Genomic DNA, 24,396 nt, shown 5'->3' with positions numbered 1-24,396 from the left:
AAGGGATAACGCCGGATATGCCGCCGCCGTTTCGGCAAATCACATTCCGGTCGGTCGGCATATTGATTTTATCGGTTGCCGGATTCGAGAATCCGACAACTACGGTTCTACCCAACCCCGTAACCGATACCAGTATAGCAAACCGGAAAAAGGCCGTCTGAAAAACGGCGGAACGCGTTTTTCAGACGGCCTCAACTGCACCGGAATTACTTGGTGGCGGAAGCGGCGGAAGCAGCTTCGGCCTGCGCACCGGTAACAGCGTTTTCACCCCATGAAGCGGGATATTTGTAACCGGCAAAACGTTTGTGCGCGTAAGACTTGAAGGCTTCGGAATTGTACGCGTCGTTCACGTCTTTCAACCATTGGCTGTCTTTGTCGGCAGTTTTCACGGCCGCCCAGTTCACATAAGCGAAGCTCGGCTCCTGGAACAGGGTTTCGGTCAGCTTCATGCCGCTGCTCATGGCGTAGTTGCCGTTTACCACCGCGAAGTCGACATCTTGGCGGCTGCGCGGCAGCTGTGCGGCTTCCAGCTCGACGATTTGGATATTTTTCGGGTTTTCGGCAATGTCGGCTTTGGAGGCCGTCAGCGGATTCACGCCTTCTTTCAGCTTAATCCAGCCCAATTCGTCCAGCATCACCAGCGCGCGGGCAAAGTTGGACGGATCGTTCGGCGCGGATACGGTGCTGCCCTCTTTCACGTCGTCCAGTGAAGCAAGTTTACCCGGATACAGACCCAGCGGCGCGGTCGGCACTTGGAAGACTTCGGTGATGTCCAGCTTGTGTTCGGCTTTGAAGTTGTCCAGATACGGTTTGTGCTGGAAAACGTTCAAGTCCAGTTCGCCTTCGGCCAAGGCCAGATTCGGGCGCACGTAATCGGTAAATTCCACCAGGCGCACGCTGTAACCTTTTTCTTTCAGCAGCGGCTCAATCTGCTCTTTCACCATATCGCCGAAATCGCCGACGGTGGTACCGATGACGATTTCCTTTTTCTCGGCCGCTGCCGTCGGCGCAGAAGCGGCGGAAGCTTCGGAAGCGGCCGCAGGTGCGGTTTCCTGTTTCTGACCGCCGCAGGCGGCCAGTACCAGTGCCAGTGCGGTAAATGAGAAGGTTTTCATTACTGCGTTCATTATATTCTCCATTTCATCAAATAGCAGGGTAACAAAATCAACGTTTGTCCAGTTTGCGCGCCAGCCGGTTGCCGCTGCCCTGCATCAGAATCACCAGCAGCACCAAAATAGCGACAATAAAGACAATCATCTCGGTTTGATAGCGGTAGTAGCCGTAGCGGATGGCCAAGTCGCCCAAGCCGCCGCCGCCGATCATGCCGGCCGCCGCGCTGTACGAGAGCAGGCCGATGGCCAAAACAGTGATGCTCGACACCATGCCTGCACGGGCTTCGTTCAGCAGGACTTTCCGAATCACGTCTGCCGGTGTCGCGCCCATACTGATGGCCGCTTCAATCACGCCTCGCGGGACTTCGCGCAGGTTCTGCTCCACCAGACGGGCAAAATAGAACATGCCCGACACGCTCAATACCAGCGATGCGGCCACCGGCCCGATGGTCGTGCCGACAACGGCGCGGGTGGCAGGAATCATGGCAATCATCAGAATCACAAACGGAAACGCACGCATCAGGTTGACCAGATTGTCCAGCAGGAAATATATACTGCGGCTGTAATAAAGCTGGCGGCTGCCGCTGACAAACAGAGCTACACCGAGCACGGTACCGAACAAAACAGCAAATGTGGTGGACAGACCTACCATCACAAAAGTTTCCCACAAAGCCTGCACAATTTCGCCGCGCATGGCCGAAACGGTCTGCACGACACGTTCCCAAAAAGCAGCGTCCATCTCAATCCTCCTGAGTCAGTTCGCGGCCGATGGCCGATTGGGCGCGGATTTGGTTGCCCGCAACGTCCACCACTTCGACCAGCTGCCCCTTGTGCAGCAGCGCGGCACGGTGGCACAGGCGGCGCAACACGCTCATTTCGTGGGTAACGATGACGACGGTAACGTTGAAGCGTTTGTTGATGTCTTCCAAACAGGCCAGCACACTGCGGGTGGTGGCCGGGTCGAGTGCGGAAGTCGGCTCGTCGGCCAGAATCACACGCGGGCTGGGTGCCAGTGCGCGGGCAATGCCGACCCGCTGTTTCTGGCCGCCCGACAACTGGGCGGGATAATGCGCGGCACGGTCGGCCAAACCGACGATTTCCAGACATTCCTTCACCCGCACGGCCGTTTTTTCAGACGGCCAGCCGGCAATTTCCAGCGGAAAAGCCACATTGTCGGCTACGGTCCGGTTGGCCAGCAGGTTAAACTGCTGGAACACCATACCGATATTCTGACGGGCGCGGCGCAGCTGGGCGGCGTTCATGGCGGTCAGTTCCTGCCCGTTTACCGTTACCGTGCCGCTGTCGGGCCGTTCCAGCAGGTTAATCAGGCGCAGCAGTGTGGATTTGCCCGCGCCCGAATAGCCCATCAGGCCGAAAATCTCGCCCTGCCCGATACTGAGGCTCAACGGCGATACTGCGCTGAACCAGCCTTTCCCGGCCGTCGGATAACGCTTGGAGACCTCGTTCAAAATAATCATATGCGTTCAAACCATACAACAAAGCCCGATGTGCGACACAACGGGCTCAAAGCGCAGCGGGCTTCCCGCTGCCTACCGCTTTAGCTGTTCCGCCCGCAAGCTGTATCAAATCGGCGCAAAACGCTAAATCTAATCGATTTTCCGAATAAGGTCAAGTTTTCCCGCAGCTGTTTTTCAGACGGCCAGCCGGCCGCTTACTGCATGGCATCGGCCAGTACATCGATATTGTGCCGGAACATTTTAATGTAAGTATCGGCCTCCGTACTGCTCCCCAAAGTATCGGCATGCAGTCTGCCGCCCAATTTTACACCGCTCCCGCGGGCAATCTGCTCAATCATGCGCATATCTTTTCCGTACTCGCCGAATACTGCCTTGACCCGGTTTTGGCGCAGGCTGCGGATGAGTGCGGCAACCTGTCTGGCCGAAGGCTGTGCTTCACCTGCACCCTGTGGTGCGTAAAAGCGTATGCCGTAGCGTTTACCCAAATAGGCAAAGGCCTCATGTCCGGTCAGAACCCTGCGTTTGCCCGCCGGAATGCGGTTAAACCGGCTGCGCGCATAGATATCGAGCTGCTTCAATTCGGCAATATAGCTTTTCAGACGGCCTTGATAGTAATCGCGGTTGGCCGGATCGGCTTTGACCAATGCAGCGGCCACATTGGCGGCATACGTCTGCATCAATACCGGGTCGTGCCACACATGCGGATCAAACTCGCCGTGGTCATGACCGTGATGACTATGGCTGTGGTCCGCCTCAATAGGCGCGATACCCGCCGCCGCTTCGACATAGGGCACTTTACTCTGGCGCACCGCACGCTGCACATCGGCCGGTTCGAACCCCAAACCGTTGAGCAGCACCAGCTTGGCCGCACGGATTTTACGCACACCGCTGCCGGTCAGATGATAAGCATGGGCATCCTGACCGGCTTCAATCAGATTCGTAACCGCCACTTTGCTGCCGCCCACCGCCTTGGCCACATCTCCCACGATACTGAAACCGGCCAGCACCGGCAGCTGGGCGGCCGACACCGCACCCGCCAACAGCCATAGCGACACGGCAAACACCCGACAGGCCACTTTTCTTACCACTACCTTCATTACCACGATCCTCCTGCGGCCGATACACCGCCTTTCCATACGATACCGCCTGCGCGGCCGAACACAACGGACACCAGATACCACGCCCCGCAAAACAGAATGACCGCAGGGCCGGACGGAATGTCCGCATAATACGAAAACAGCAGCCCCGCCGTACCGCACAGCAGCGCGAACACCGCCGACAAACCGAACAGTGCGCCCATACTGCGTGCCCACAGGCGCGCACTGACTGCGGGCAGCATCATCATACCCACCGCCATCAGCGTCCCCAAAGCCTGAAAACCCGCTACCAGATTCACCACCACCAGCACCAGAAATACCGAATGCCACCACGCCCCTCTGCCGTTCACCGTCCGCAAAAACAGCGGATCCACACTCTCCAACAGCAGCGGCCGGTACCCGACCGCCAAAACCGCCACCGTCAGCGTGGCCGCCGCCGCCATCCATTGCAGTGACGGCACGTCCACTGCCAGCACCGAGCCGAACAGCAGATGCAGCAAATCCACGCTGCTGCCGCCCGCACTGACCAGTATCACCCCCAACGCCAGACTGATCAGATAAAACGCGGCAAAATTGGCATCTTCCTTCACATTCGTCCACCGGCTGACCCCACCGGCCAGCAATGCCGTCAGCAGCCCCGCAATCAGGCCGCCCGCACTCATGGCAGGCAGACTCAAACCGCCTGCCATATAGCCCGCCGCCGCGCCCGGCAGCACCGCATGGCCGAGCGCATCACCCGCCAGACTCATACGCCGCATCACCAGAAACACGCCCACCGGTGCCGCAGAAAACGACAGGCAGACAATCGATGCCAGCGCATAACGCATAAAATCAAATTCGACAAACGGCTCAACCAAGAATCCGTACATACCCCGCCTTTCTACCAACAGGCCGTCTGAAAACAGAGCACGGCCCGCAACCGCAGCAGCCAAACAGCACACCGCCGCCGCACAACAGCGTTTTCAGACGGCCTCTTCCGCCTGAACAGACGCTCCGAGCACCTCCTCCGTCCGCCCCGCCCGCATACCGCCGTCCGCCAGCACCAGCGTATACGGAAAATACGCACGCACCTGTCCGTAATCGTGCAGCACTGCCACCACCGCCCGCCCCGCACGGTTACAGTCGCGCAACACATTCAGCAGCACACCGGCAGTTTCCGCGTCCACCGCATCAAACGGCTCGTCCAACAGCAAAAAAGCGGCCTCCTGCACCAACAGCCGCGCAAACAGCACACGCCGGAACTGGCCTTCGGACAAACTGCCGATCAGACGGCGGGCAGAATCCCACATACCCACCTGCACCAACGCCCGCCGCACCCGCTCCCGCTGTGCCGGACGGACACGGCCGGAAAAACCGATTTCGTGCCACAACCCCATCGCCGCCAACTCGAACACCGTCAGCGGCAGGCTGCGATCAATCTCCGACCGCTGCGGCAGATAGGCCAAATCGCGACGCACCAGCCCCTGCCGAACCACCCGGCCGCATACCGGTGCCGACAACCCCACAACCGTTTTCAGCAGCGTGGACTTACCCGCGCCGTTGGCACCGACCACCGCCCACATCTGCCCCGCACCGAAACACATATCGGCACCGCGCACTACCGTCCTGCCGCCATAACCGGCCGTCAGGTTTTCCAGCACAATCTTCATGCACCGACCGCCCAAAAATACGCGCCCCACACCGGCACCGCCGCCCCCAGCGCAACCGCCAGCCGCTGCAACATTCCCGTCAACAACATATCCGCCTTTCCGTTTTCAGACGGCCGTTCGGCGGCAGCCGCACCGGCAGCCCCGGGCCGTCTGAATCTGTCTGAAAAGCAGAATGATACTATATAACATATAAACTGTAAAACCCATTGTCCGATTGCAGACAGTCAAAGCCCCGGAAAACCGTCAGCGTTTTCCGGGGTTTCCCCTTTTCTGCAACCGGATTCAGACCGGCAAACGGTCAGCGCGCGCCGGACGGATCAAACGCCGCCGAAAACGCCGCCTGCTGAATGGCCGTCAATTCGGCCGTACCCTTGCGTCCCAGCGCGAGCAACTGCGCCAATTCGTCGGAATCGAACGGCGCACCCTCGGCCGTGCCTTGAATTTCAATGATTTTGCCGCTGCCGGTCATCACCAGATTCACATCGCTGTCGCAGCCCGAATCTTCGGGATAATCCAAATCCAACAGCGGCACACCGCCCACCACGCCCACCGATACGGCAGCCACGGTTTCTTTGAGCGGGTCGCGGATTAAAATCCCCGCATTCAGCAGCTTTTTCACCGCCACAGCCAGTGCGACAAACGCCCCCGTGATACTCGCCGTACGCGTACCGCCGTCGGCACGGATCACATCGCAGTCAATCAGAATCTGCCGCTCGCCCAGCAGGCTCAAATCCACCGCGGCACGCAGCGAACGCCCGATCAGCCGCTGGATTTCCTGCGTGCGCCCCGACTGCTTGCCCGCCGCCGCCTCGCGGCGCATACGCGAACCGGCCGAAGCGGGCAGCATGCCGTATTCGGCCGTCACCCACCCCTGTCCTTTGCCCTTTAAAAACGGCGGCACATTCTCATCCACCGTCGCCGTACAAATCACATGGGTGTTGCCGCACTCAATCCATACCGAGCCGTCGGTATGCGGCAGGAAATTCGGCGTAATGCGCACAGGGCGCAACTCGTCGGCCGCACGGCCGCTGCGGATCACATGACTCATCGTGTTTCCTTTTTTCGTCGGGCAGCCATTATAACACGGCCGCCCTGTGCTATATTCTGCCTGCTTGATTACACAACTCAGGAGTGCGCCATGAGCCTATACAGCATGACCGGTTTCGGCAGCGCCGCAGGCGTATGCGGCAGCCGCCATATCCAGATCGACATCCGCTCGGTCAACCACCGCTTTCTCGACATCCAGTTCAAAATGCCCGATGAACTGCGCCATCTGGAAAGCAGCCTGCGCGACATCATCGTCCAAGCCGCACAGCGCGGCAAAATCGAATGCCGCATCCAACTGCAAAATACCGTTCAGACGGCCGGATTGAATGTCAATCACGAATTGGCGGCCCGTCTGGCCGAACTCAACCGCCGCTGGCGCAACGAATTTGACGGCTTGGGCAAACTGACCGTCGCCGATATTCTGAAATTCCCCGGTGTTTTGACCGCACAGGAAAACCATCAGGACGAACTGGCCGACACCGTGCGCGCACTGGCCGCCGAGGCCGCAGACGGATTCGCCCAATCGCGCCGCCGCGAAGGAGAAAAATTACAGACCCATCTGGCCGAACGGCTCGATGCCATGCAGGAAATTGTCGAAGCACTGGAGGAACTGTTCCCCCATCTGCTCCAAGCCCATCTGGAAAAAATACGCGCCCGGCTGGCCGAAGCAGTCACCGACATCGGTGAAGACCGTTTGCAGCAGGAATTTGCCGTCTATATGCAGAAAGCCGACATCGACGAAGAATTCAGCCGTCTGAAAACCCATATCGCCGAAGTACGCCGCATCATCGGCAGCCACAAAGGCAGCGCGGGCAAACGGCTGGATTTTCTGATGCAGGAATTGAACCGCGAAGCCAACACACTGGGCAGCAAAGCAATCGCCGCCGAATGCACACAGGCTTCGGTGGAATTGAAAGTCTTAATCGAACAAATGCGCGAACAGGTGCAGAATATCGAATAAATTCAGAAACTTCCGCCGACCGACCGCACACAGTCCACCACATCAGCCTTAAAAGACCGGCCGCTCCTGCCGCCAATTATGCACACTCAAACATATTGAAATATTTTATTATTTTCATTTCATTTAATGAAAATTCCTATTGAAGCAATAAAACCCTCAGAGAAAAACCGGACACAGCCGGCAGATACCCATCTGTCCGGCAGTGTTATCGGAAAAATACCAACTTCAACTTTATCAAGAGAAATACATGATATAAATCATCAAACTTGCCTATGACAGAGGAATTATTGCAATGGACGCGGAAACAATCGCGGTTTCAGATGCCGTGATGAATGAAATAAAAGACTGTATTCATCCGGAAAGGAAAGAACAATGACGAACCGAATTATTGAAAGAATTCGACCGCCCGAAAGTCGTTAGCTACACCCCTGAAGAAATCGCTATTGAACGCGATTCTTACCGGCAAATTGTTGCCAGCTTTGCGCTGGAAAACGCAGAGCCAAAAGACTTTTATAAAGTCATATCAATGGAACGCATACGCGGCGAACTGACCGAAGAGCAGGCAAGGGCTATCATGCTGGGAAATCTGCCCGAAGAAACAGAGCGTATCCAAGCGAAACTGAACCGCTTGGCCGAACTGGGCTTGTCTTGGAAGGATTTATGATGACCGAAAACGAGAAAGCATGATTTCATGCTATTACAGGGAAAATCTTCCAGTTGCCTCAAAAATGTTACAGGCAACCCAAAATTTTTCCCTCGATGGACTAAACAACTTTACGATTCAATATTTACCTCTACCCAAGATTTACCCGAACATATTCAACAAATCATACTTTATCTGCCCGATCGTGCGACTTTTGCCGACGCAGCGTATGCAGTTGCCGCAACGCCTGCACCGTGGTTCCGCCGCCGCCCGCCAGCAGCACCAGCAGCAGCGGCCATACCACCAACTGCGGCACAAACCACACCAAAACCGCCAGCAGCAAAACAGCAATACCGATACTCAAATATGCCCAAGCCTCGGACGGTGCCACCGGCCGCACGCCGGGCAGGGTGGCATCAAACGCATAGCTGAGCTGTATCACCTGCCGCACCACGCCTTTGACCTGCCCCGAATGCAGTGCCTTATGGTTTTGAAATATTTTTTCGCGCTCCTGACGCAATGCCGCGTGCTGCTGCGCATCCAATACCACTTCGGTGGCATTTTCCAAATCGCGTAAAAAACAGCGTTCGAGTTTATACACTGTGCCGCTGTCTTCGATGGAAATATCCAGTTCGCGGTTGGCATACCAGCTCGACAGATTCAGATTGGTGCTGCCCACCCGCGCCCATTCGCCGTCGATAATCGCCGACTTGGCGTGCAGCATGGTGCCGTTCCATTCATAAACACGCACGCCCGCATCGAGCAGCGGGCGGTATTGAGTGCGGGATACTGTACCTATCCAGCGGATATCCGATGTGCGCGGTACCAGAATCCGCACATCCACACCCGCTTTGGCCGCATTAATCAGTGCCTGGACATACATCCGCGTCGGCATAAAATACGCATCGGTAATCCACAGATTCTGCCGCGCCAAGCCGATCAGGTTCAAATCCAGCCGCATAGTGTTGATGTTTTGCGGCGTCGTGGCCAATACCCGCGCCGTGGCTTCTCCCGCAAACACACCTTCGCCCGCCTCATAACATTTGACTGCCTGAGGCAGCTTGCCGCCCGATACCGCCAGCGTGTCGGCAAATGCGTCCAATACGTCCTGCACCACCGGCCCGCGCAGTTTCAAACCGGTATCGCGCCATACCGCAATGCCCTTGGCCGGATTGCCCGCCCAGGCCGAGGAAATGCACAACCCGCTGACAAAGGCCGTCTGCTCATCAACAATAATCGATTTGCGGTGGTTGCGCGAGATGATGCCCAAGCCCGATGCCCGCCCCAGGGGATTGTAGGCATACACCTGCGCGCCGGCGGCTTTGAGGGGACGGAAAAAGCCGCTCATATGCGCGGGCAGACTGCCCAGCCAGTCATACACCAGCACCACGGCCACACCCGCCCGCAGCCTTTCCAGCAGAATCGAGCGGATTTTCCGCCCGAACGCATTGCGCGCAAAAATATACATTTCGATGCAGATGCTCGACTGTGCCTGCCGCAGCGCGGCCTCCCATTCGGGAAAATTTTCCGTACTGTCGAGCAGGATTTCGATTTGGTTGCCGGAACTGGCACGGGCACCGGAAGCGCGCCGGACAATCTGTTCGATAACGGGCAGCGGGCGGCGGTGTTCGGTGTCGGGGAAAGCAGGCATGGCGGCGGCCTTGAAAACGGATCATTCAGCCGCGCAGTATAACGGTTCGCCCGCAACAGGACAAACCGCCGCCCGCGATTGTGCAGCCTCATGATTTGCCTTACAATTTGAATTTTTGCGCAAAGAGGCCGCACCGGACAGCCAAGGCCGTCTGAAAACACCGCCCGCCTTTTTCTGCCGCCGCCAGCCCAGAAAGACCCGAAACCATTATGGCCGCATTCAATACCCAAACCGTTCTCTCCGTCCACCACTGGACCGATGCCTATTTCACCTTCACCTGCACCCGCGACGACAGCCTGCGTTTTGAAAACGGCCAGTTCGTGATGGTGGGGCTGATGGTGGACGGCAAACCGCTGATGCGCGCGTACAGCGTGGCCAGTGCCAATTGGGAAGAGCATCTGGAATTTTTCAGCATCAAAGTTCAGGACGGCCCTTTGACCAGCCGTTTGCAGCACCTGAAAGTCGGCGACGAAGTCCTCATCAGCAAAAAGCCCACCGGCACGCTGATTCTGGGCGACCTCAATCCCGGCAAACACCTTTACCTGCTGGCAACGGGAACCGGCATCGCGCCTTTCCTGAGCCTGACCAAAGACCCCGATGTGTACGAACAGTTTGAAAAAGTGGTGCTGGTGCACGGCGTGCGCTACCAGCAGGATTTGGCCTATTACGACCGCTTCACCCGCGAGCTGCCCGAACACGAATACTTGGGCGAAATGCTCAAAGACAAACTGATTTATTATCCCGTCGTTTCGCGCGAACCGTTTGTCCACCAAGGCCGTCTGACCGATCTGATGAAAAGCGGCAAACTGTTTGAAGACATCGGCCTGCCGCCCATCAATCCGCAGGACGACCGCGCCATGATCTGCGGCAGCACCGCCATGAACAAAGACACCGCCGCCGTACTCGACAGTTTCGGCCTGACCGCCTCGCCCAAAATGGGCGTGCGCGGCGACTATCTGATCGAGCGTGCATTTGTCGACCAATAACCCGCCCCGCCTGTTTTCAGACGGCCGCCCGCCTGCTGCCGGCCGTCTGAAAACCGCTGTCTCCGCCCATGAACAACCTGCTGACCCTGACCGGCATACTCGCGCCGCTTTTTTTCGGCTTTTTTATCCGCCTGCCCAAAGCCTGTCTGCCCGCCCTCGACAAACTGCTGGGCATCACGGTTTACCTGCTGCTGGCACTCATCGGCCTCTCACTGTCGCGCATACCCGATTTGGGACGGCAGCTGGGCTTTGTCGCCCACTCCGCCGCCCTGCTGGCCGTCTGCATCATCGGTGCGAACCTGCTGGCCGTCATGTGGTTCGACCGCCGCTGCCCGATGCCTGACAGACAGCCAAACCGACATACCGGCGGCCGTGTCGGCAGCACCGGCAGCCTGAAACAGCTCCTTTGTGTCGCACTGGGATTGGGCGCGGGCAAACTGCTGCCCGACACCCTGCTGCCGCCCGAATCGGCCGCCACCTATGCGCTGATGCTGCTGATTTTACTGGTCGGCATCCAACTGGGCGGCAGCGGCATCACCCTGCGCCAAGTCTTGATCAACCGGCGCGGCGTTCAGACGGCCTTACTCATCACCGCCTCATCGCTGGCCGGCGGGCTGCTGTTCGCCGCCGTCAGCGGCATACCGCCCGCACAGGGCCTGGCACTGGCCTCCGGCTTCGGCTGGTATTCGCTCTCCGGCATCATGATGAGCAATGCCTACGGCGCACTGTGGGGCAGCATCGCCCTGCTCAACGACCTGGCGCGCGAACTGGCCGCCCTGATTCTGATTCCCCCGCTGATGCGGCGGCACCCTTCCGCCGCCGTCGGCATCGGCGGTGCTACCAGCCTGGACTTTACCCTGCCCGTTATCCGCAGCAGCGGCGGGACGGCCGTTGTCCCGCTGGCCATCAGCTGCGGCTTTCTCCTCAACCTGATTCCGCCGCTGCTGATGGCGGTTTTCCCAACCTTTTCACGCTGACATCATGGCACCGAAAATCCAACGGCACGAACACATCGTCGGCCTGGTCCGCCGCAACGGCTTTATGCCGATCGAAGAATTGGCGCGCGAACTGGACGTTACCCCGCAAACCATACGCCGCGACATCAACCAATTGTGCGAAAGCGGGCTGCTGCGCCGCTACCACGGAGGAGCCGCCATCAGCGATCCGCTGGCACACGATACCTTCCTCGTCCAGAAAAGCCGCCGCCACAACGAACAATCCCGTCTGGCCGACCTCATTGCCGCCCGGATTCCCGACGGTGCCAGCCTGTTTATGAGCATCGGCACCACCATCGAAGCCGTGGCCGCCGCGCTGGCCAAAACCCGCAGCCAGCTGCGCATCATCACCAACAATATCCATGTCGCCGCCCTGCTCTCCGGCCGCCCCGACTACACCGTCATCATCACCTCGGGCGTAGTGCGCCCGCTCGACGGCGGCATAACCGGCGTGGCCACCGTCGATTTCATCAACCAATTCAAAGCCGACTACGCCGTTTTAAGTGCCGCCAGTGCCGAAAACGACGGTTCCCTGCTCGATTTCGATTTCAAAGAAGTCAGCGTCATGCAGGCTATGATGCACAACGCACGCCACCGCTGTCTGGCACTCGACCACAGCAAAACCGGCCACAGCGCACTGGTACGCATCGGCGACATCACAGAATTCCACACCATCTTCACCGACCAAACCCTGCCCGCCGCCTTGCAGAAAAAACTCACCGATGCAGGCATTCCCTGCCATACCGCCGCCCCGGACAACAGCTGAATCCGCCGCCGTATGGCAGGGAAACGGCTGATGTCGGATACACATATCCGGCCGACAACAGTTTCATCAATGAATCAACACCAAGGCCGTCTGAAAATGCGCATGACAGCATTTCAGACGGCCTTTTTGTGAAAGCAGATGGAATGGGAAACATTTTGTCGGATACAAGTATCCGACCTACGATTTCCACATGATTCAGTAGGTCGGATTCTCGAATCCGACACGCTCCCCGCGATAACCACCGCAACCGTCGGAGAAATGAGAAGCAGATTCCTGACCACGGCCCGTTTCATCAATAAAATCAATCAACGGATTTGAAATCAAGGCCGTCTGAAAATGCGTTATTACGGTATTTCAGACGGCCTTGTTGTGAAACAGGAAGATTTGTCGGATACAAGTATCCGACCTACGGTGCTAAAACTTCCACATTATCAATCAGGCGGGTGCTGCCCAAACGGGCGGCGGCCAGCACCACCAGTTTTTTATCGCCGATGTGCGGCACGGCCAAACTGTCGGCGCGGCGTACTTCGACATAATCGACCTGCCAGCCGTTTTCACTCAAATGCCGGACAGCGGCGGCTTCCAAAGCGGCATAATCCCGCTCCCCGGCTTCGACGGCACGCGCCACGGTTTGCAGTTCGCGGTACAGACGCGGGGCTTCGGCACGCTCGGTTTGGCTCAAATATTGGTTGCGGCTGGACAGTGCCAAACCGTCGGCGGCACGGCCGGTATCGACAGGCACGATTTCGACGTTCATGTTCAAATCGGCAGCCATGCCCTGAATGATGGTCAGCTGCTGGTAGTCTTTTTTGCCGAAGCAGGCCGCATCGGCCTGAACGATGTTGAACAGCTTGGTGACAACGGTGGCCACACCGCGAAAATGGCCGGGACGGAATGCACCGCACAATTCGTTTTGCAGATTCGGCGGTTCGACATGGTATTGCTGTGCCACATTCGGATAAAGGGCTTTTTCGTCGGGCGCGAACACCACGGCCACGCCTTCGCCCGCCAGTTTTTCCGTATCTTCGGCCAGCGTGCGCGGATAACGGTCGAAATCTTCGCCCTGCCCGAATTGGAGACGGTTCACAAAAATGCTGACGACGACATGATCCGCACGCCGCCTCGCCTCGCGCACCAAAGCCAGATGGCCTTCGTGCAGATTGCCCATGGTCGGTACAAAAGCCACGCGGCCGACAGTCTGCCGCCACCGGCGCATCTCCTCGACAGTATGAATGATGTGCATATTTTCGCTTCCTGACGGATACGCCGAATCGGCGTTTTACGGTTTTCAGACGGCCTTTATGCGGCAAAAGTATGTTCCGGCGCGGGAAAGGTTTTGGCTTTCACTTCGGCCACATAAGCAGCCACCGCCGCCTGAATGCTGCTTTGGCCGTCCATAAAGTTTTTTACGAATTTGGCGGTTTTGCCGGGGAAAATGCCCAGCATATCGTGCATCACCAGCACCTGCCCGTCGCAGTCCGCGCCCGCGCCGATGCCGATGGTGGGACAACTCAGGCTGCGGGTCACTTCCGCGCCCAATTCGGCCGGTACGCACTCCATCAGCACCACAGCCGCACCGGCCGCCTCGTGCGCCCGCGCATCGGCCAGCAGTGCCTGCGCGGCCGCACCGCCTTTACCCTGCACTTTATAGCCGCCGAACGCGTGAACCGACTGCGGGGTCAGCCCGATATGGGCACATACCGGAATACCGCGCATTTGCAGAAATCCGGTGGTTTCCGCCATAAACGCACCGCCTTCGAGTTTCACCATATGCGCACCGGCAGCCATCAGCTCGGCCGATGCGGCAAAAGCCTGCTCTTTGCTCATTTGGTACGCACCGAAAGGCAGGTCGGCCACAATCATGGCACGGCGGTTGCCGCGCGCAACGGCAGCAGTGTGGTAACACATTTCCTGCAAACTTACGGGCAGCGTGGAACTTTTACCCTGAACAGCCATGCCCAAAGAATCGCCCACCAGCAGTACATCGACCCCCGCATCGTTCATCAGCGCGGCAAAACTGGCTTCATAACAGGTGAGCATGGCGATTTTTTCGCCTTCGGCTTTCATTTTATTGAGGGTATTGACTGTAATCATAATCACTCTTTGTAACTGCAAATTATTTAACGGCCTGCTTGACCGACAATTCGGAACAGTAGGTCGGATACCCGTATCCGACAATTCCCGCCGGCATTTTCTATAATGTCGGATTCCGGAACCCGACCTACCCGACTGTTTGTAGATTCAATAACCCGACACGCGTTCAGTCGCTCAAATTCAGATAATGGCGGCTGCCCTGCATATGGCTGACGGCCCGCAGCAGCATTTCAAAATGGTCGTCGTTGTCCGCCACGTCCAATTCGTCGGCATTGACAATCAACAGCGGCGCATTCTGGTAAAGATGGAAGAAGCGGCGGTATTCTTCGTGAATCTGGTTCAAATAGCCGTCGGGAAACAGGCTGTATTGCCGGTCGCCGCGTTTTTGCAGGTTTTTCTTCGCCGCATCGGCCGAGGTTTGCAGGTAAATGACCAAATCCGGCGCGGGCATTTCGGGCATGATTTTGTGCTTCATCTGCCAAAACAGCGTCTGCTCGTTGGCCGGGCCGCTGCCGTCCAGCACCACCGGTACGAAAATCTGGTCTTTTTCCAGCAGAAAATCGGCCACCACGCGCCCGCCGCTTTTGGCTTCTTCAAACTGAATCACCTCAATCGCTTCGGCACGGCGCAGCAGAAAATGCAGCTCCAAAGCCAAACCGTGGTTGGCCGCATTCAGGTAAAACGGTTCGAGAAACGGATTGCGCTCGGGGCTTTCCGTCAGATAAAGCGCATCGAAATAATCAGCCAAACGCCGCGCCAGACGGCTTTTGCCGCTGCCGATCGAACCTTCAACCACAATATATTTATAATCCACCGGTCTGCTCCCGCATATCAGCCAAACATTCGATGCCCGCCCCGCCCAAGGCCTGCGCCAGCTCTGCGGCCGTTCCGTGGCGGCCGACCGGATAATCGGGCGCAATTTCTGCCAACGGCTTCATCACAAAACTGCGCTCGTGCGCGCGCGGGTGCGGCAGGGTGAGATATTCGTCCGAACGGATGCCGCCGTTGTAGTCGATAATATCCAAATCCAGCGTGCGCGGCGCATTGCGGAAACTGCGTTCGCGGCCGAAACGTGCTTCGATGCCGTGCAGCGCGTCCAATAAAGCGGTGTCCGTCAGCCCGGTTTCCACCAGACAGACGGCATTGATAAAGTCGGGCTGGTCGGCATAGCCCACCGGCGCACTCACATACAGCGACGAAGCGCGCAATATACGGGTTTGCGGCAGGGCGGCGATTTCGTCCAAAGCCGCGCGCACCTGCCGCTGCGGTTCATCCAGATTACTGCCCAAGGCAATCACGGCGGTTTTCATCATACGGCTGCTTCCTGCCCACCGTTTTTCTGTGCAGAACGGCGGCGCGGTTTGCGGCGGCGTTTGCGCCTGGGCGATGCCTCTTCTGTTTGCGGGGCGGCAGCCGTCATCTCGGCGCGCACCGTATCGTCGGCATGCTGGAATGCCGTCCACCAGTCGGCCAATTCCTGCGGCACTTCGCCCAACTGGGCACGGAGCACCAGAAAATCATAGGCGGCACGGAAGCGCGGCTGTGCAAGCAGACGGTAGGGACGCGCACCTTTGCGGTTTTCAAACTGCGGCTGCAACACCCAGATTTCGCGCATGGTAGCGGCAAATTTCTGCGGCACGCCCCAACCTTTTTCGATTTGTTCGCGCAGTCGGGCAATAGCCGTATTCAGTGCGGGAACGGCTTTTTCGCCGCGCTCGCGCTGCTGCCGCCACATCTGTTCCAGCGGCTGCCACAGCAAAGCCGCCAGCACGAAGCCCACCGATACCGATTTATCCTGCCGCAGCCGCTCATCGGTATTTTTCAGTGCCACCGCCACCATATCCTGCTGCCCCGCCCGCCGTACCTGCAAGGCATCAAACAAGGGGTGGATACCCTCCGATACGCCCAGATGGGACAGCTGTGCCAGACAGGCCCGCGAATAACCGGAAAACAGCAGTTTCATGATTTCGTCGAACAAGCGTGCCGCCGGTTCTTCTTTCAGACGGCCTGCGAAGCGGCCGATGGGTTCGCGGGTTTGCGCTTCCACCTCGAAACCGAGTTTAGCCGACAGGCGCACCGCGCGCAGAATCCGCACCGGGTCTTCCTGATAACGTTCGGCCGGGTCGCCGATCATCACCAGCCTGCGGGCGCGGATGTCGTCCGCACCGTGGTGGAAGTCGGTGATTTCGCGTGTTTTCGGGTCGTAATACAGCGCGTTGCAGGTAAAATCGCGCCGCTGGGCGTCTTCCTCCATACTGCCGTAATGGTTGTCTTTCATGATGCGGCCGTGCGCGTTCTGTACGGCTTTACCGCCGCCGCGAAACGTCGTGACTTCAATGGTTTCCGGCCCCACCATCACATGCACAATCTGGAAACGGCGGCCGATGATGCGGCTGCGGCGGAACAGCGCGCGCACTTCTTCGGGTGTGGCATCGGTGGCCACGTCGAAATCTTTCGGCTCGCGCCCCAACAGCAGATCGCGCACCGCGCCGCCCACCACATAAGCCTGATAGCCCGCTTTCTGCAAACGGTTGACCACCTGCTCGGCAGCATAGCTCAAATCCGCACCGTCGATGCCGTGTTCCGCATAAGGCAGCACGGTCTTGGCTGCGGGCGCGGCCGTTTTTCCGGCCACTTTGCGCCATAATTTTTTCAACATAGATTTTCTGCTTTCTTCCGGCGGCCGGTATCTGAAACGCAGCGGTTTCGCGCCTGTGAAACCTTTGCGCGGCATTCTGCGGCACAAAACGCCGTGCAAAGGTTTCAGATACATTCGGCCTTCAATAAACCGCCGCATTATATCGTTAATATTTTACTCTTGTACAATCCGCCGTCCGAGGGCAGTCGGACAAAAGGCCGTCTGAAAAACGGTCTGCCCGCTTTTCAGACGGCCTTGACGGCGCAAAACTTATACTTTGCTGAAAATCAGTGTGGCGTTGGTGCCGCCGAAGCCGAAGCTGTTGGACATCACGGCATTGAGCACGGCCGGACGGTTTTCGCGCACCACCGGCATATCGGCAGCGGCCGGGTCGATGGTTTCGATATTCGCGCTGCCGCAGATAAAGCCGTTTGCCATCATCAGAATCGAATAAACGGCCTCGTTCGACCCTGCCGCACCCAGCGCATGGCCGGAGAGCGATTTGGTGGAGCTGATGGGCGGGATTTCGCTGCCGAACACTTCGCGCACGGCTTCCAGCTCTTTGGTATCGCCCACGGGAGTGGACGTGCCGTGGGCATTGATGTAGTCGACACGGCCGCCGTGCTGCGCCAGCGCCATCTGCATACAGCGCACCGCACCCTCGCCCGAGGGCGCGACCATATCGCTGCCGTCGGAAGTCGCACCGTAGCCGGTCAGTTCGCACCAGATTTTGGCACCGCGCGCTTTGGCGTGTTCGTATTCTTCCAGCACCAGAATACTGCCGCCGCCGGAAATGACGAAACCGTCGCGTCCGGCATCGTAGGCACGGCTGGCGCGCTCGGGTGTGTCGTTGTATTTACTCGACATCGCGCCCATCGCATCAAACAGCGCGCTCATATGCCACGACAATTCTTCGCCGCCACCGGCAAACACGATGTCCTGTTTGCCCAACTGAATCAGTTCGGCGGCATGGCCGATGCAGTGTGCGGATGTGGCGCAGGCCGAACTGATGGAATAGTTCACGCCCTTGATTTGGTAGTGCGTGGCCAGACAGGCGGCCACAGTGGAAGACATGGTTTTGGTAACCCCGTAAGGCCCGATGCGTTTCACGCCTTTTTCGCGCAGCACATCGGCCGCTTCGACCTGTGCCGACGAGGCCGCGCCGCCGCTGCCCGCCACAATGCCGGTACGCACATGGGAAACCTGTTCCGCCGTCAATCCCGCATCGGCAATGGCCTCGCCCATCGCGATATAGGCATAGGCCGCCGCATCGCCCATAAACCGCAGCAGCTTGCGGTCAATCAAAGCCTGCGTATCGATATTCAGACGGCCCGCCACCTGCGAGCGCATACCCATTTCGGCGAACGACGGCTCGAAGACAATGCCCGATTTCATGTTTTGCAGCGATGCCAGCACTTCGGCGGCATTGTTGCCCAAACTCGACACAATGCCGATGCCCGTTACCACAACACGTTTCATATCTTTCTCCCGTTAAGCCTGTCGGCAGGGTCAGGCCGTCTGAACCGACGGTTCGGATTCTGTCCGGACGGCACAGTATGCGGATTTAAAAATCTTCCGTGCTGGTAAACAGACCGACACGCAAACCGTTGCCTTCGTAAATTTTGCGGCCGTCCACCAGCATTTCGGCATCGGCAATACCCAACACCAGCTTGCTGTTCATCACGCGCTTGATATGGATATGGTAGGTAATCTTTTTGTTTTTCGGCAGCACCTGGCCGGTAAATTTCACGTCGGCACAGCCCAGCGCGCGGCCGCGTCCCGGCGCGCCCGTCCAGCCGAGGAAAAAGCCCACCAGCTGCCACATAGCGTCCAGACCCAAACAGCCGGGCATCACCGGATCGCCTTGGAAATGGCAGCCGAAAAACCACAAATCTGGCGAGATGTCCAACTCGGCAACAATTTCGCCCTTACCGTATTTGCCGCCGTCGGCCGTGATGCTGACGATACGGTCGATCATCAGCATATTGGGCAGCGGCAGCTGGGCATTGCCCGCTCCGAACAGTTCGCCCCGGCCGCAGGCAAGCAGCTCTTCTTTACTGTAACTGTTTTTGGGGGTAAATGTGTTCATCGCATCTTCCTTTCGGATTATGGCAGACCGGCCGGAAACGGCAGCTGCTTATTTTTCGGCCGACAACGGGCGGCACGCTCACTAGAATAGCCACTCTAAAACTGCCTGATTTTAGGGCCGGGCACCACCGCCGTCAAGGCAGAATACACAATTTAACCGCGCCCCGCTTTTACCATTGTAACGGCGCAATATGACCGAAAACCGCCTGCCTCCCCCTATGCCGTCTGAAAAGCTGCAAAAATGCCGCAACGGAAAACCGGATTCCGTTGCGGCGTATTCAGACGGCCTGCCGTTTTATACGGCGGCGGCCAGCTCATCGAACGTGCAGACGGCCGTTCCCAGTTTGCCCACCACCACACCGGCGGCGGCATTGGCCAGCTGCATGGCTTCGGGCCAATCCAGTCCGGCAGCCAAGGCCAGGGCCATACCGCCGATAACGGTATCGCCCGCACCGGAAACATCGAATACTTCCCGCGCACGCGTGGGCTGATGGTGCGGCACGCCGTTGCGGAACAGGGTCATGCCCTCTTCGCTGCGGGTCAGCAGCAGCGCGTCCAACGCCAGATGGCGGCGCAGTGCGGCCACTTTTTCTTCCAATTCGGCTTCGTTCTGCCAGCCGCCCACTACCTGCCTGAGTTCGGCACGGTTGGGGGTTAAGAGCGATGCGCCGCTGTATTTGGCATAATCGTCGCCCTTGGGGTCGATTAAAACGGGTTTGCCCGCCTGACGCGCCCAGTCGATCAGCTGCGCCACCGGCCCCAGACAGCCTTTGCCGTAGTCGGACAAAATGACGGCATCGCACCCGGCCAGCCGTTCGCGGTATTTCTGCGTAATACTCTGCAAAACATCGCTGGAAGGCGCGTCTTCAAAATCGAGCCGGATCAGCTGCTGGTTGCGCGCCATGACGCGCAACTTGACCGTGGTGGCGATATTTTTGTCGCGCATCAGGCAGGCTTCCACACCCGCCTGCGTCATCAGCCCGTCCAATGCATCGCCCGCTTCGTCATCACCCGTTACCGACAGCAAAACCGCCTGCCCGCCCAAGGCGGCAATATTGCGCGCGACATTGGCCGCCCCGCCCGCCCGTTGGTCGATACGGTCGATTTTCGCCACCGGCACGGGGGCTTCGGGCGAAATGCGCGACACATCGCCGAACCAGTAGCGGTCAAGCATCACATCGCCCGCCACCAAGACGCGCGCTCGGGAAAACCGCTGTTTCAAATCGTCGGCAAACATGGTCATAGCTTAACTTTCTCGGAAAAATACGGACAGGTTTTCAGACGGCCTCTGCGGTGTGGTTGATACTGCGCAAAACGGCGGCGGGATCGGCCGCACGCACCACCGGCCGCCCCATGACCAGATAGCTCGAACCGGCGGCCAAGGCCTGCTGCGGGGTCATGATGCGGCGTTGGTCGTCGCTGTTGGCAGCAGTATCCAGACGGATACCGGGTGTGACCAGCACAAAATCCGTTCCCAGTTTGCGGCGCAGCGGCGCGGCTTCGTGCGCCGAGCAGACCACACCGTCCAATCCTGCGCTTTTCGCCAATGCAGCCAAACGCAGCACTTGCGCTTCGGGATCGGCGGCCAAACCGATCTCGGCCAAATCGGCCGCCTCCATGCTGGTCAGTACGGTTACGCCGATGAGCAGCGGTTTGTGCGCGCAATTGGCGACCGCTTCGGCCGCCGCTTCCATCATGCGCCGTCCGCCCGAAGCGTGCATATCCACCATCCACACGCCCATATCGGCCGCCACGCGGCAGGCTTGGGCGACCGTATTGGGAATATCGTGGTATTTCAAATCCAGAAAAAGGTCAAACCCTTGGGCAATCAGGCTTTCGGCCAGACGGCGGCCGCTGGCGGTAAACAGTTCTTTGCCGATTTTCAGACGGCATAAATCGGGGGAGAGACGGCGCACAAACGCCACTGTTTCCGCCTCGCCGGCAAAGTCCAAAGCGACGATAACGGGTTTGGCGGCCGGTGCGGCCGGAAAATCGCCGATAAGCGGATTCATGGCGGATACCCTTAATCAAAAGGTTGGTCGGCGGGACGGATTTCCGCCCCCCACTGCTGTGCCGCACGCACAAAATCTTCGCTGTCGCGTTTGGGCACAATCATCAGAAAATAAAAGCTGCCGTCGGTTTTCGCGCAGTACAGTACGGCATTGCGCGCAAGAAACTGCGGGTAAACCGCACGCATCCGTTCGGGCAGCGAAGCAGTGTGCGAAGTGTCGTCCGCCAAATCAAAGCGGAAACGCGCCGCCATATCGCGTATATAGGCGGAAAAACTTTCGCCGTCATCACGATTCACGGCAAACGCGTGTTCGCCGCCAACGGCTTCGCCCGCACCCAGCGCGATAATGTCCCCGGCGGGAAACTCGCCTGCCGCGATGCCGCGTTTGCGCAAACGGGCGGCCACATCGGCCACCACCGCATCGACATGACGCGGATTGTCCTGATACAGCACGGCCAGCCACGCACGGAATGCCTGCTCGCTTTCGCTCTGCCGCGCCGGTACCGGCTCGCCGCGCGTAATCGGCGGCAGCGGTACGCGCTCATCGACGGGCGCGCCCCCGCCGTCGCGCCGGTTCATAAACATCAGCGCAATCATCAGGGTAACGGCAAACAGAATACCGATCAGCACCAAGGCTTCCTGCATCTTGCTATCCTTTGCTCGCCCGCCGGTCGGGCAGGCGGAACTTGGCCGGATGGGCGGCGATATAGTCGGCGGCCGTCTGCAAATCGGCTTCGGCCGCATCGTAATAAGCACCGTCCCATTCTTCAAAAATACCGAACTGCGCGCGCAAAACATCCAAATCCGCACCCGCACCGGCCGCCGATTCGATGTCGGCACCATATTCGCGGTACAGTGTGCGCACCGCTTCGACAATCTTCGGCGTAGACTTGATTTTCCAGCGGCGCAGGCTGTCGGCCAGCGGATTTTCCAGCACATATTCGCCGTAACCCGACGCAATCAGTTGCAGAAACCCGCCTTCCTGTACCTGACTGTCGAGATAGACATAAGCCATCAGCGTATGCAGCTCGTCGCTGAAATCCTCAGCCGCCGCTTCGCCGTGCCGCTCCAAATAGGCAAAACAGGCATCGGCAACGGTATAGGCCATTTGTTCGGCCGACGCATAATCGGCCGGCTGTAAAGAAGGATTCATGATTTTATCTCTGCTATACCCTTGTCAGGCCGTCTGAAAACCGCAAACCGTTCCGGCCGGCATACACCTGCCGTTTTCAGACGGCCTTCCGCTCAGACTTCGATGCGGTTGGGTGTAAAGGTTTCCCACTTATTGCACGCCGGACAGAGCCAGAAATACACTTGGGATTTGAAGTGGCAGTGGCGGCAGCGGTACATCCAGCCGCGCTGCACCTGGCGGCCAATCACGCCGCGCACCATGTCGGCATCGGCACGCCATGCCGGATTCAGATCGCTCATCTGCAAACCGAGCAGGCGGTACACGCCGTTCAAATCGGGCTTGGTACGCACCAGTTCGACTGCCGTCGCATTGGCAGCTGCCTCTCCGTCGAGCAGCAGCGATTTTTCGTAAATCACATTCAGCAGATCCAGCTGCGGGAAGGTGCGCATATAGCCGATCAAAACGTCCAAACCTTCCCGCGCCCGACCAAGCGCGTCGTAAGCATCGTAAAGCCGCTCGCCCACCATGCTCAAATATGCGTAGTTCTGCTTTTCAATGGCCGCATAAGCATCGATGGCAGCACCGAAATTGCCCTGTTTCTGCTCGATGTCGCCCAAAATCATATTGGCGCGGGCGCATTTTTTATTGGCCTCCAAAGCCGTACGCACATATCCGCGCGCGGCGGCAAAGTCCGATTTAAACAGTGCGGCCTGCGCCATTTCGCAATAAAACTGTGCGATTTCAAACTGGTAATTCTGCCCGTCCCTGCTGAGCCGTTCCGCCACGGCAATGGCTTTTTCCCAGTCCCTGTCCTGCTGGTAGATGTTCAGCAGAACTTCGCGCGCCTGTTTGGCGGTGTTTCCCCCGTCAAGGCTCAGAAAAATCTGCTCGGCACGGTCAATCAAACCCGCACTCTGGTAAGTCTGACCCAACTCAAAACGCACCCAGTCGCGCTTATCGCCGACAATATCTGGGGCGGCCGCCAAGGCGCGCAGCAGATGAATCGCCTTATCGTTTTCTCCGCGCAGACGGTAGAGCTTGCCCAGTGTCAGGTTCAAATCATAGGAATTGGGCTGCAAGTCGCTGATTTCGGCCAGATGGCGCGCGGCCTTGCCGGTATTGCGGTCCACCAAGGCTTCCAAACTGCGGTAAAACTGCTCCGGTACGCTTTTGGCCTGTTTGAGCACGGTTTTCATGTCCACCCGTGCGGCAAACCAGCCCATCGCGAAAAACACCGGCAGAAGGACAATCGGCACCAGCCACAGCCAGATTTCGTTTTGCTCTGTCATATTGCATTTCCGCAGCCGGTCAGTATTTGCCGTCCCCGTTTTCCGGTACGGCCAAATCCTGTTCATTGAGACGGGCGGTTTTCTTTACCTCGCCGCGCAAACGAGCGTTTTCGCTGCGCAGGCGCAGCAGGCGGCCGAACATGGCAAACAGGCCGAACAGCGCACCGACCACAAATGCACCGAACAGCACCACAATCAGCGGCAGGCTGACTTCCTGTCCGGGCAGATAGAAAAACTGCACCACTTGGCGGTTGCACAGAGCCAACACCAAAAACACCAACAGAATAAAGACTTTGATAATCAGATACACCACTTTCACAATCGGCACCCCCTTAGGCTGAAACGGTCGGCAGGCGGCCTGCCGCACAATCTGTCCGCATAGTGTAAACGATTTTGCGCCAAAACTAAATCGAGCAGGCCGGGTGTGCCGCCGCCCCGTTTTCAGACGGCCTGTGCGCCGCCGCTTCCATCTACGCCGCAAAGCTGCACAATTGCGGCCGGATAGCGTACAATACGCAGCATTTTCCCAACCGCCGAGGACGGCCGAGCCATGTCTCAATCCGCTGCAATCCAAACCCTGACCCCGCACGATCTGCCCCTGTACTGCAACGGCCCGAAAACCGAATTGTGGAACGGCCACCCGCGCGTTTTCCTGCCGATTCAGTCGCACAGCCGTGCCGAATGCCCGTACTGCGGTACCGTTTACTATCTGGACGGCGAAGCCAAAGGCCACTGACCCGCCCCTGCTTTTGCCCTTGA

The 24,396-nt window shown here is 58.3% G+C and carries 27 protein-coding genes; 6 read left to right on the top strand and 21 right to left on the bottom strand.

Annotated elements, in window-relative coordinates:
* Positions 1–206: 206 nt before the first annotated feature.
* From ORY85_RS10380 to rph, 7 genes are all read right to left on the bottom strand, one after another.
* The gene (locus ORY85_RS10380) at positions 207–1,127 is read right to left on the bottom strand and encodes a MetQ/NlpA family ABC transporter substrate-binding protein (RefSeq protein ID WP_274570797.1); all 921 of its coding nucleotides are present in this window, start codon (positions 1,125–1,127) and stop codon (positions 207–209) included.
* A gap of 37 nt (positions 1,128–1,164) precedes the next feature.
* The gene (locus ORY85_RS10375; RefSeq protein WP_274570798.1) at positions 1,165–1,851 is read right to left on the bottom strand and encodes a methionine ABC transporter permease; all 687 of its coding nucleotides are present in this window, start codon (positions 1,849–1,851) and stop codon (positions 1,165–1,167) included.
* Between the two features lies 1 nt (position 1,852).
* Complete coding sequence (locus ORY85_RS10370) at positions 1,853–2,590, bottom strand: methionine ABC transporter ATP-binding protein (protein ID WP_274570799.1); 738 nt, start codon at positions 2,588–2,590, stop codon at positions 1,853–1,855.
* 194 nt (positions 2,591–2,784) lie between these two features.
* Positions 2,785–3,687 (bottom strand): metal ABC transporter solute-binding protein, Zn/Mn family, encoded by a 903-nt coding sequence (locus tag ORY85_RS10365; RefSeq protein ID WP_274570800.1) that lies wholly within the window; start codon positions 3,685–3,687, stop codon positions 2,785–2,787.
* Entirely contained in the window at positions 3,687–4,556 is an 870-nt protein-coding gene (locus ORY85_RS10360) for a metal ABC transporter permease (protein ID WP_274570801.1), read from the bottom strand. The genes ORY85_RS10365 and ORY85_RS10360 overlap by 1 nt, the downstream gene beginning before the upstream one ends.
* Before the next feature lie 93 nt (positions 4,557–4,649).
* Positions 4,650–5,336 (bottom strand): metal ABC transporter ATP-binding protein, encoded by a 687-nt coding sequence (locus ORY85_RS10355; protein ID WP_274570802.1) that lies wholly within the window; start codon positions 5,334–5,336, stop codon positions 4,650–4,652.
* A 298-nt stretch (positions 5,337–5,634) separates the two neighbouring features.
* Positions 5,635–6,384 carry a ribonuclease PH gene (gene rph, locus ORY85_RS10350; RefSeq protein WP_274570803.1) on the bottom strand — a complete coding sequence of 250 codons (750 nt, stop codon included), beginning with the start codon at positions 6,382–6,384 and terminating at the stop codon, positions 5,635–5,637.
* 90 nt (positions 6,385–6,474) lie between these two features.
* Here rph and ORY85_RS10345 point away from each other — a divergent pair, with 90 nt between their 5' ends.
* Together ORY85_RS10345 and ORY85_RS10340 are read left to right on the top strand one after the other, a co-directional pair.
* Positions 6,475–7,344, top strand: a complete 870-nt coding sequence (locus ORY85_RS10345) for a YicC/YloC family endoribonuclease (RefSeq protein WP_274570804.1) — start codon at positions 6,475–6,477, stop codon at positions 7,342–7,344.
* 388 nt (positions 7,345–7,732) lie between these two features.
* Positions 7,733–8,008 carry an antitoxin VbhA family protein gene (locus ORY85_RS10340; protein WP_274570805.1) on the top strand — a complete coding sequence of 92 codons (276 nt, stop codon included), beginning with the start codon at positions 7,733–7,735 and terminating at the stop codon, positions 8,006–8,008.
* A 163-nt stretch (positions 8,009–8,171) separates the two neighbouring features.
* Here ORY85_RS10340 and ORY85_RS10335 read toward each other — a convergent pair whose 3' ends face one another.
* A complete protein-coding gene (locus ORY85_RS10335; protein WP_274570806.1) occupies positions 8,172–9,638 on the bottom strand; it encodes a phosphatidylserine/phosphatidylglycerophosphate/cardiolipin synthase family protein in 1,467 nt (488 codons plus the stop codon).
* A gap of 209 nt (positions 9,639–9,847) precedes the next feature.
* On the opposite strand from ORY85_RS10335, the gene ORY85_RS10330 reads away from it, so the two are divergent.
* The 3 genes from ORY85_RS10330 (at position 9,848) to ORY85_RS10320 (ending at position 12,385) form a co-directional block, all read left to right on the top strand.
* On the top strand, positions 9,848–10,624 hold the full coding sequence (locus tag ORY85_RS10330) for a ferredoxin--NADP reductase (protein ID WP_274570807.1): 777 nt from the start codon (positions 9,848–9,850) through the stop codon (positions 10,622–10,624).
* A 68-nt stretch (positions 10,625–10,692) separates the two neighbouring features.
* On the top strand, positions 10,693–11,601 hold the full coding sequence (locus ORY85_RS10325; RefSeq protein WP_274570808.1) for a lysine exporter LysO family protein: 909 nt from the start codon (positions 10,693–10,695) through the stop codon (positions 11,599–11,601).
* A gap of 4 nt (positions 11,602–11,605) precedes the next feature.
* Positions 11,606–12,385: a DeoR/GlpR family DNA-binding transcription regulator gene (locus tag ORY85_RS10320; RefSeq protein WP_274570809.1), complete on the top strand. Its 780-nt coding sequence runs from the start codon at positions 11,606–11,608 to the stop codon at positions 12,383–12,385.
* Positions 12,386–12,791: 406 nt separating this feature from the next.
* Here ORY85_RS10320 and panC read toward each other — a convergent pair whose 3' ends face one another.
* The 13 genes from panC to ORY85_RS10255 form a co-directional block, all read right to left on the bottom strand.
* Positions 12,792–13,628, bottom strand: coding sequence for a pantoate--beta-alanine ligase (gene panC, locus ORY85_RS10315; protein ID WP_274570810.1), 837 nt, complete (start codon positions 13,626–13,628; stop codon positions 12,792–12,794).
* Between the two features lie 56 nt (positions 13,629–13,684).
* The gene (panB, locus tag ORY85_RS10310; protein WP_274570811.1) at positions 13,685–14,479 is read right to left on the bottom strand and encodes a 3-methyl-2-oxobutanoate hydroxymethyltransferase; all 795 of its coding nucleotides are present in this window, start codon (positions 14,477–14,479) and stop codon (positions 13,685–13,687) included.
* A 166-nt stretch (positions 14,480–14,645) separates the two neighbouring features.
* Positions 14,646–15,293, bottom strand: coding sequence for a deoxynucleoside kinase (locus tag ORY85_RS10305; protein WP_274570812.1), 648 nt, complete (start codon positions 15,291–15,293; stop codon positions 14,646–14,648).
* Positions 15,283–15,789, bottom strand: coding sequence for a 2-amino-4-hydroxy-6-hydroxymethyldihydropteridine diphosphokinase (folK, locus tag ORY85_RS10300; RefSeq protein ID WP_405030357.1), 507 nt, complete (start codon positions 15,787–15,789; stop codon positions 15,283–15,285). Before folK ends, ORY85_RS10305 begins: the two co-directional genes overlap by 11 nt.
* Positions 15,789–17,138 (bottom strand): polynucleotide adenylyltransferase PcnB, encoded by a 1,350-nt coding sequence (pcnB, locus tag ORY85_RS10295; RefSeq protein WP_274570814.1) that lies wholly within the window; start codon positions 17,136–17,138, stop codon positions 15,789–15,791. The genes folK and pcnB overlap by 1 nt, the downstream gene beginning before the upstream one ends.
* Before the next feature lie 249 nt (positions 17,139–17,387).
* Positions 17,388–18,596, bottom strand: a complete 1,209-nt coding sequence (gene fabB, locus ORY85_RS10290) for a beta-ketoacyl-ACP synthase I (RefSeq protein WP_274570815.1) — start codon at positions 18,594–18,596, stop codon at positions 17,388–17,390.
* 85 nt (positions 18,597–18,681) lie between these two features.
* The gene (fabA, locus tag ORY85_RS10285; protein WP_274570816.1) at positions 18,682–19,206 is read right to left on the bottom strand and encodes a 3-hydroxyacyl-[acyl-carrier-protein] dehydratase FabA; all 525 of its coding nucleotides are present in this window, start codon (positions 19,204–19,206) and stop codon (positions 18,682–18,684) included.
* Positions 19,207–19,500: 294 nt separating this feature from the next.
* Entirely contained in the window at positions 19,501–20,442 is a 942-nt protein-coding gene (gene rfaE1 / locus ORY85_RS10280) for a D-glycero-beta-D-manno-heptose-7-phosphate kinase (RefSeq protein WP_405030356.1), read from the bottom strand.
* Positions 20,443–20,482: 40 nt separating this feature from the next.
* Positions 20,483–21,217, bottom strand: coding sequence for an orotidine-5'-phosphate decarboxylase (gene pyrF / locus ORY85_RS10275; protein WP_274570818.1), 735 nt, complete (start codon positions 21,215–21,217; stop codon positions 20,483–20,485).
* 11 nt (positions 21,218–21,228) lie between these two features.
* Complete coding sequence (locus ORY85_RS10270; protein WP_274570819.1) at positions 21,229–21,861, bottom strand: hypothetical protein; 633 nt, start codon at positions 21,859–21,861, stop codon at positions 21,229–21,231.
* 4 nt (positions 21,862–21,865) lie between these two features.
* Positions 21,866–22,369 carry a DUF4375 domain-containing protein gene (locus tag ORY85_RS10265; protein WP_274570820.1) on the bottom strand — a complete coding sequence of 168 codons (504 nt, stop codon included), beginning with the start codon at positions 22,367–22,369 and terminating at the stop codon, positions 21,866–21,868.
* 92 nt (positions 22,370–22,461) lie between these two features.
* A complete protein-coding gene (lapB, locus tag ORY85_RS10260) occupies positions 22,462–23,637 on the bottom strand; it encodes a lipopolysaccharide assembly protein LapB (RefSeq protein WP_274570821.1) in 1,176 nt (391 codons plus the stop codon).
* Between the two features lie 19 nt (positions 23,638–23,656).
* Positions 23,657–23,956, bottom strand: a complete 300-nt coding sequence (locus ORY85_RS10255; protein ID WP_274570999.1) for a lipopolysaccharide assembly LapA domain-containing protein — start codon at positions 23,954–23,956, stop codon at positions 23,657–23,659.
* Positions 23,957–24,187: 231 nt separating this feature from the next.
* Between ORY85_RS10255 and ORY85_RS10250 the strand changes: the two genes are divergently transcribed.
* Positions 24,188–24,373: a zinc-finger domain-containing protein gene (locus tag ORY85_RS10250; protein WP_274570822.1), complete on the top strand. Its 186-nt coding sequence runs from the start codon at positions 24,188–24,190 to the stop codon at positions 24,371–24,373.
* The last annotated feature ends 23 nt before the right edge of the window (positions 24,374–24,396 follow it).

This window comes from Neisseria leonii, from assembly GCF_028776105.2.
GTDB lineage: Bacteria > Pseudomonadota > Gammaproteobacteria > Burkholderiales > Neisseriaceae > Neisseria > Neisseria leonii.
The sequence above is the reverse complement of the archived record's forward strand: the minus strand, read 5'-3'. Positions and strand labels throughout refer to the sequence as shown.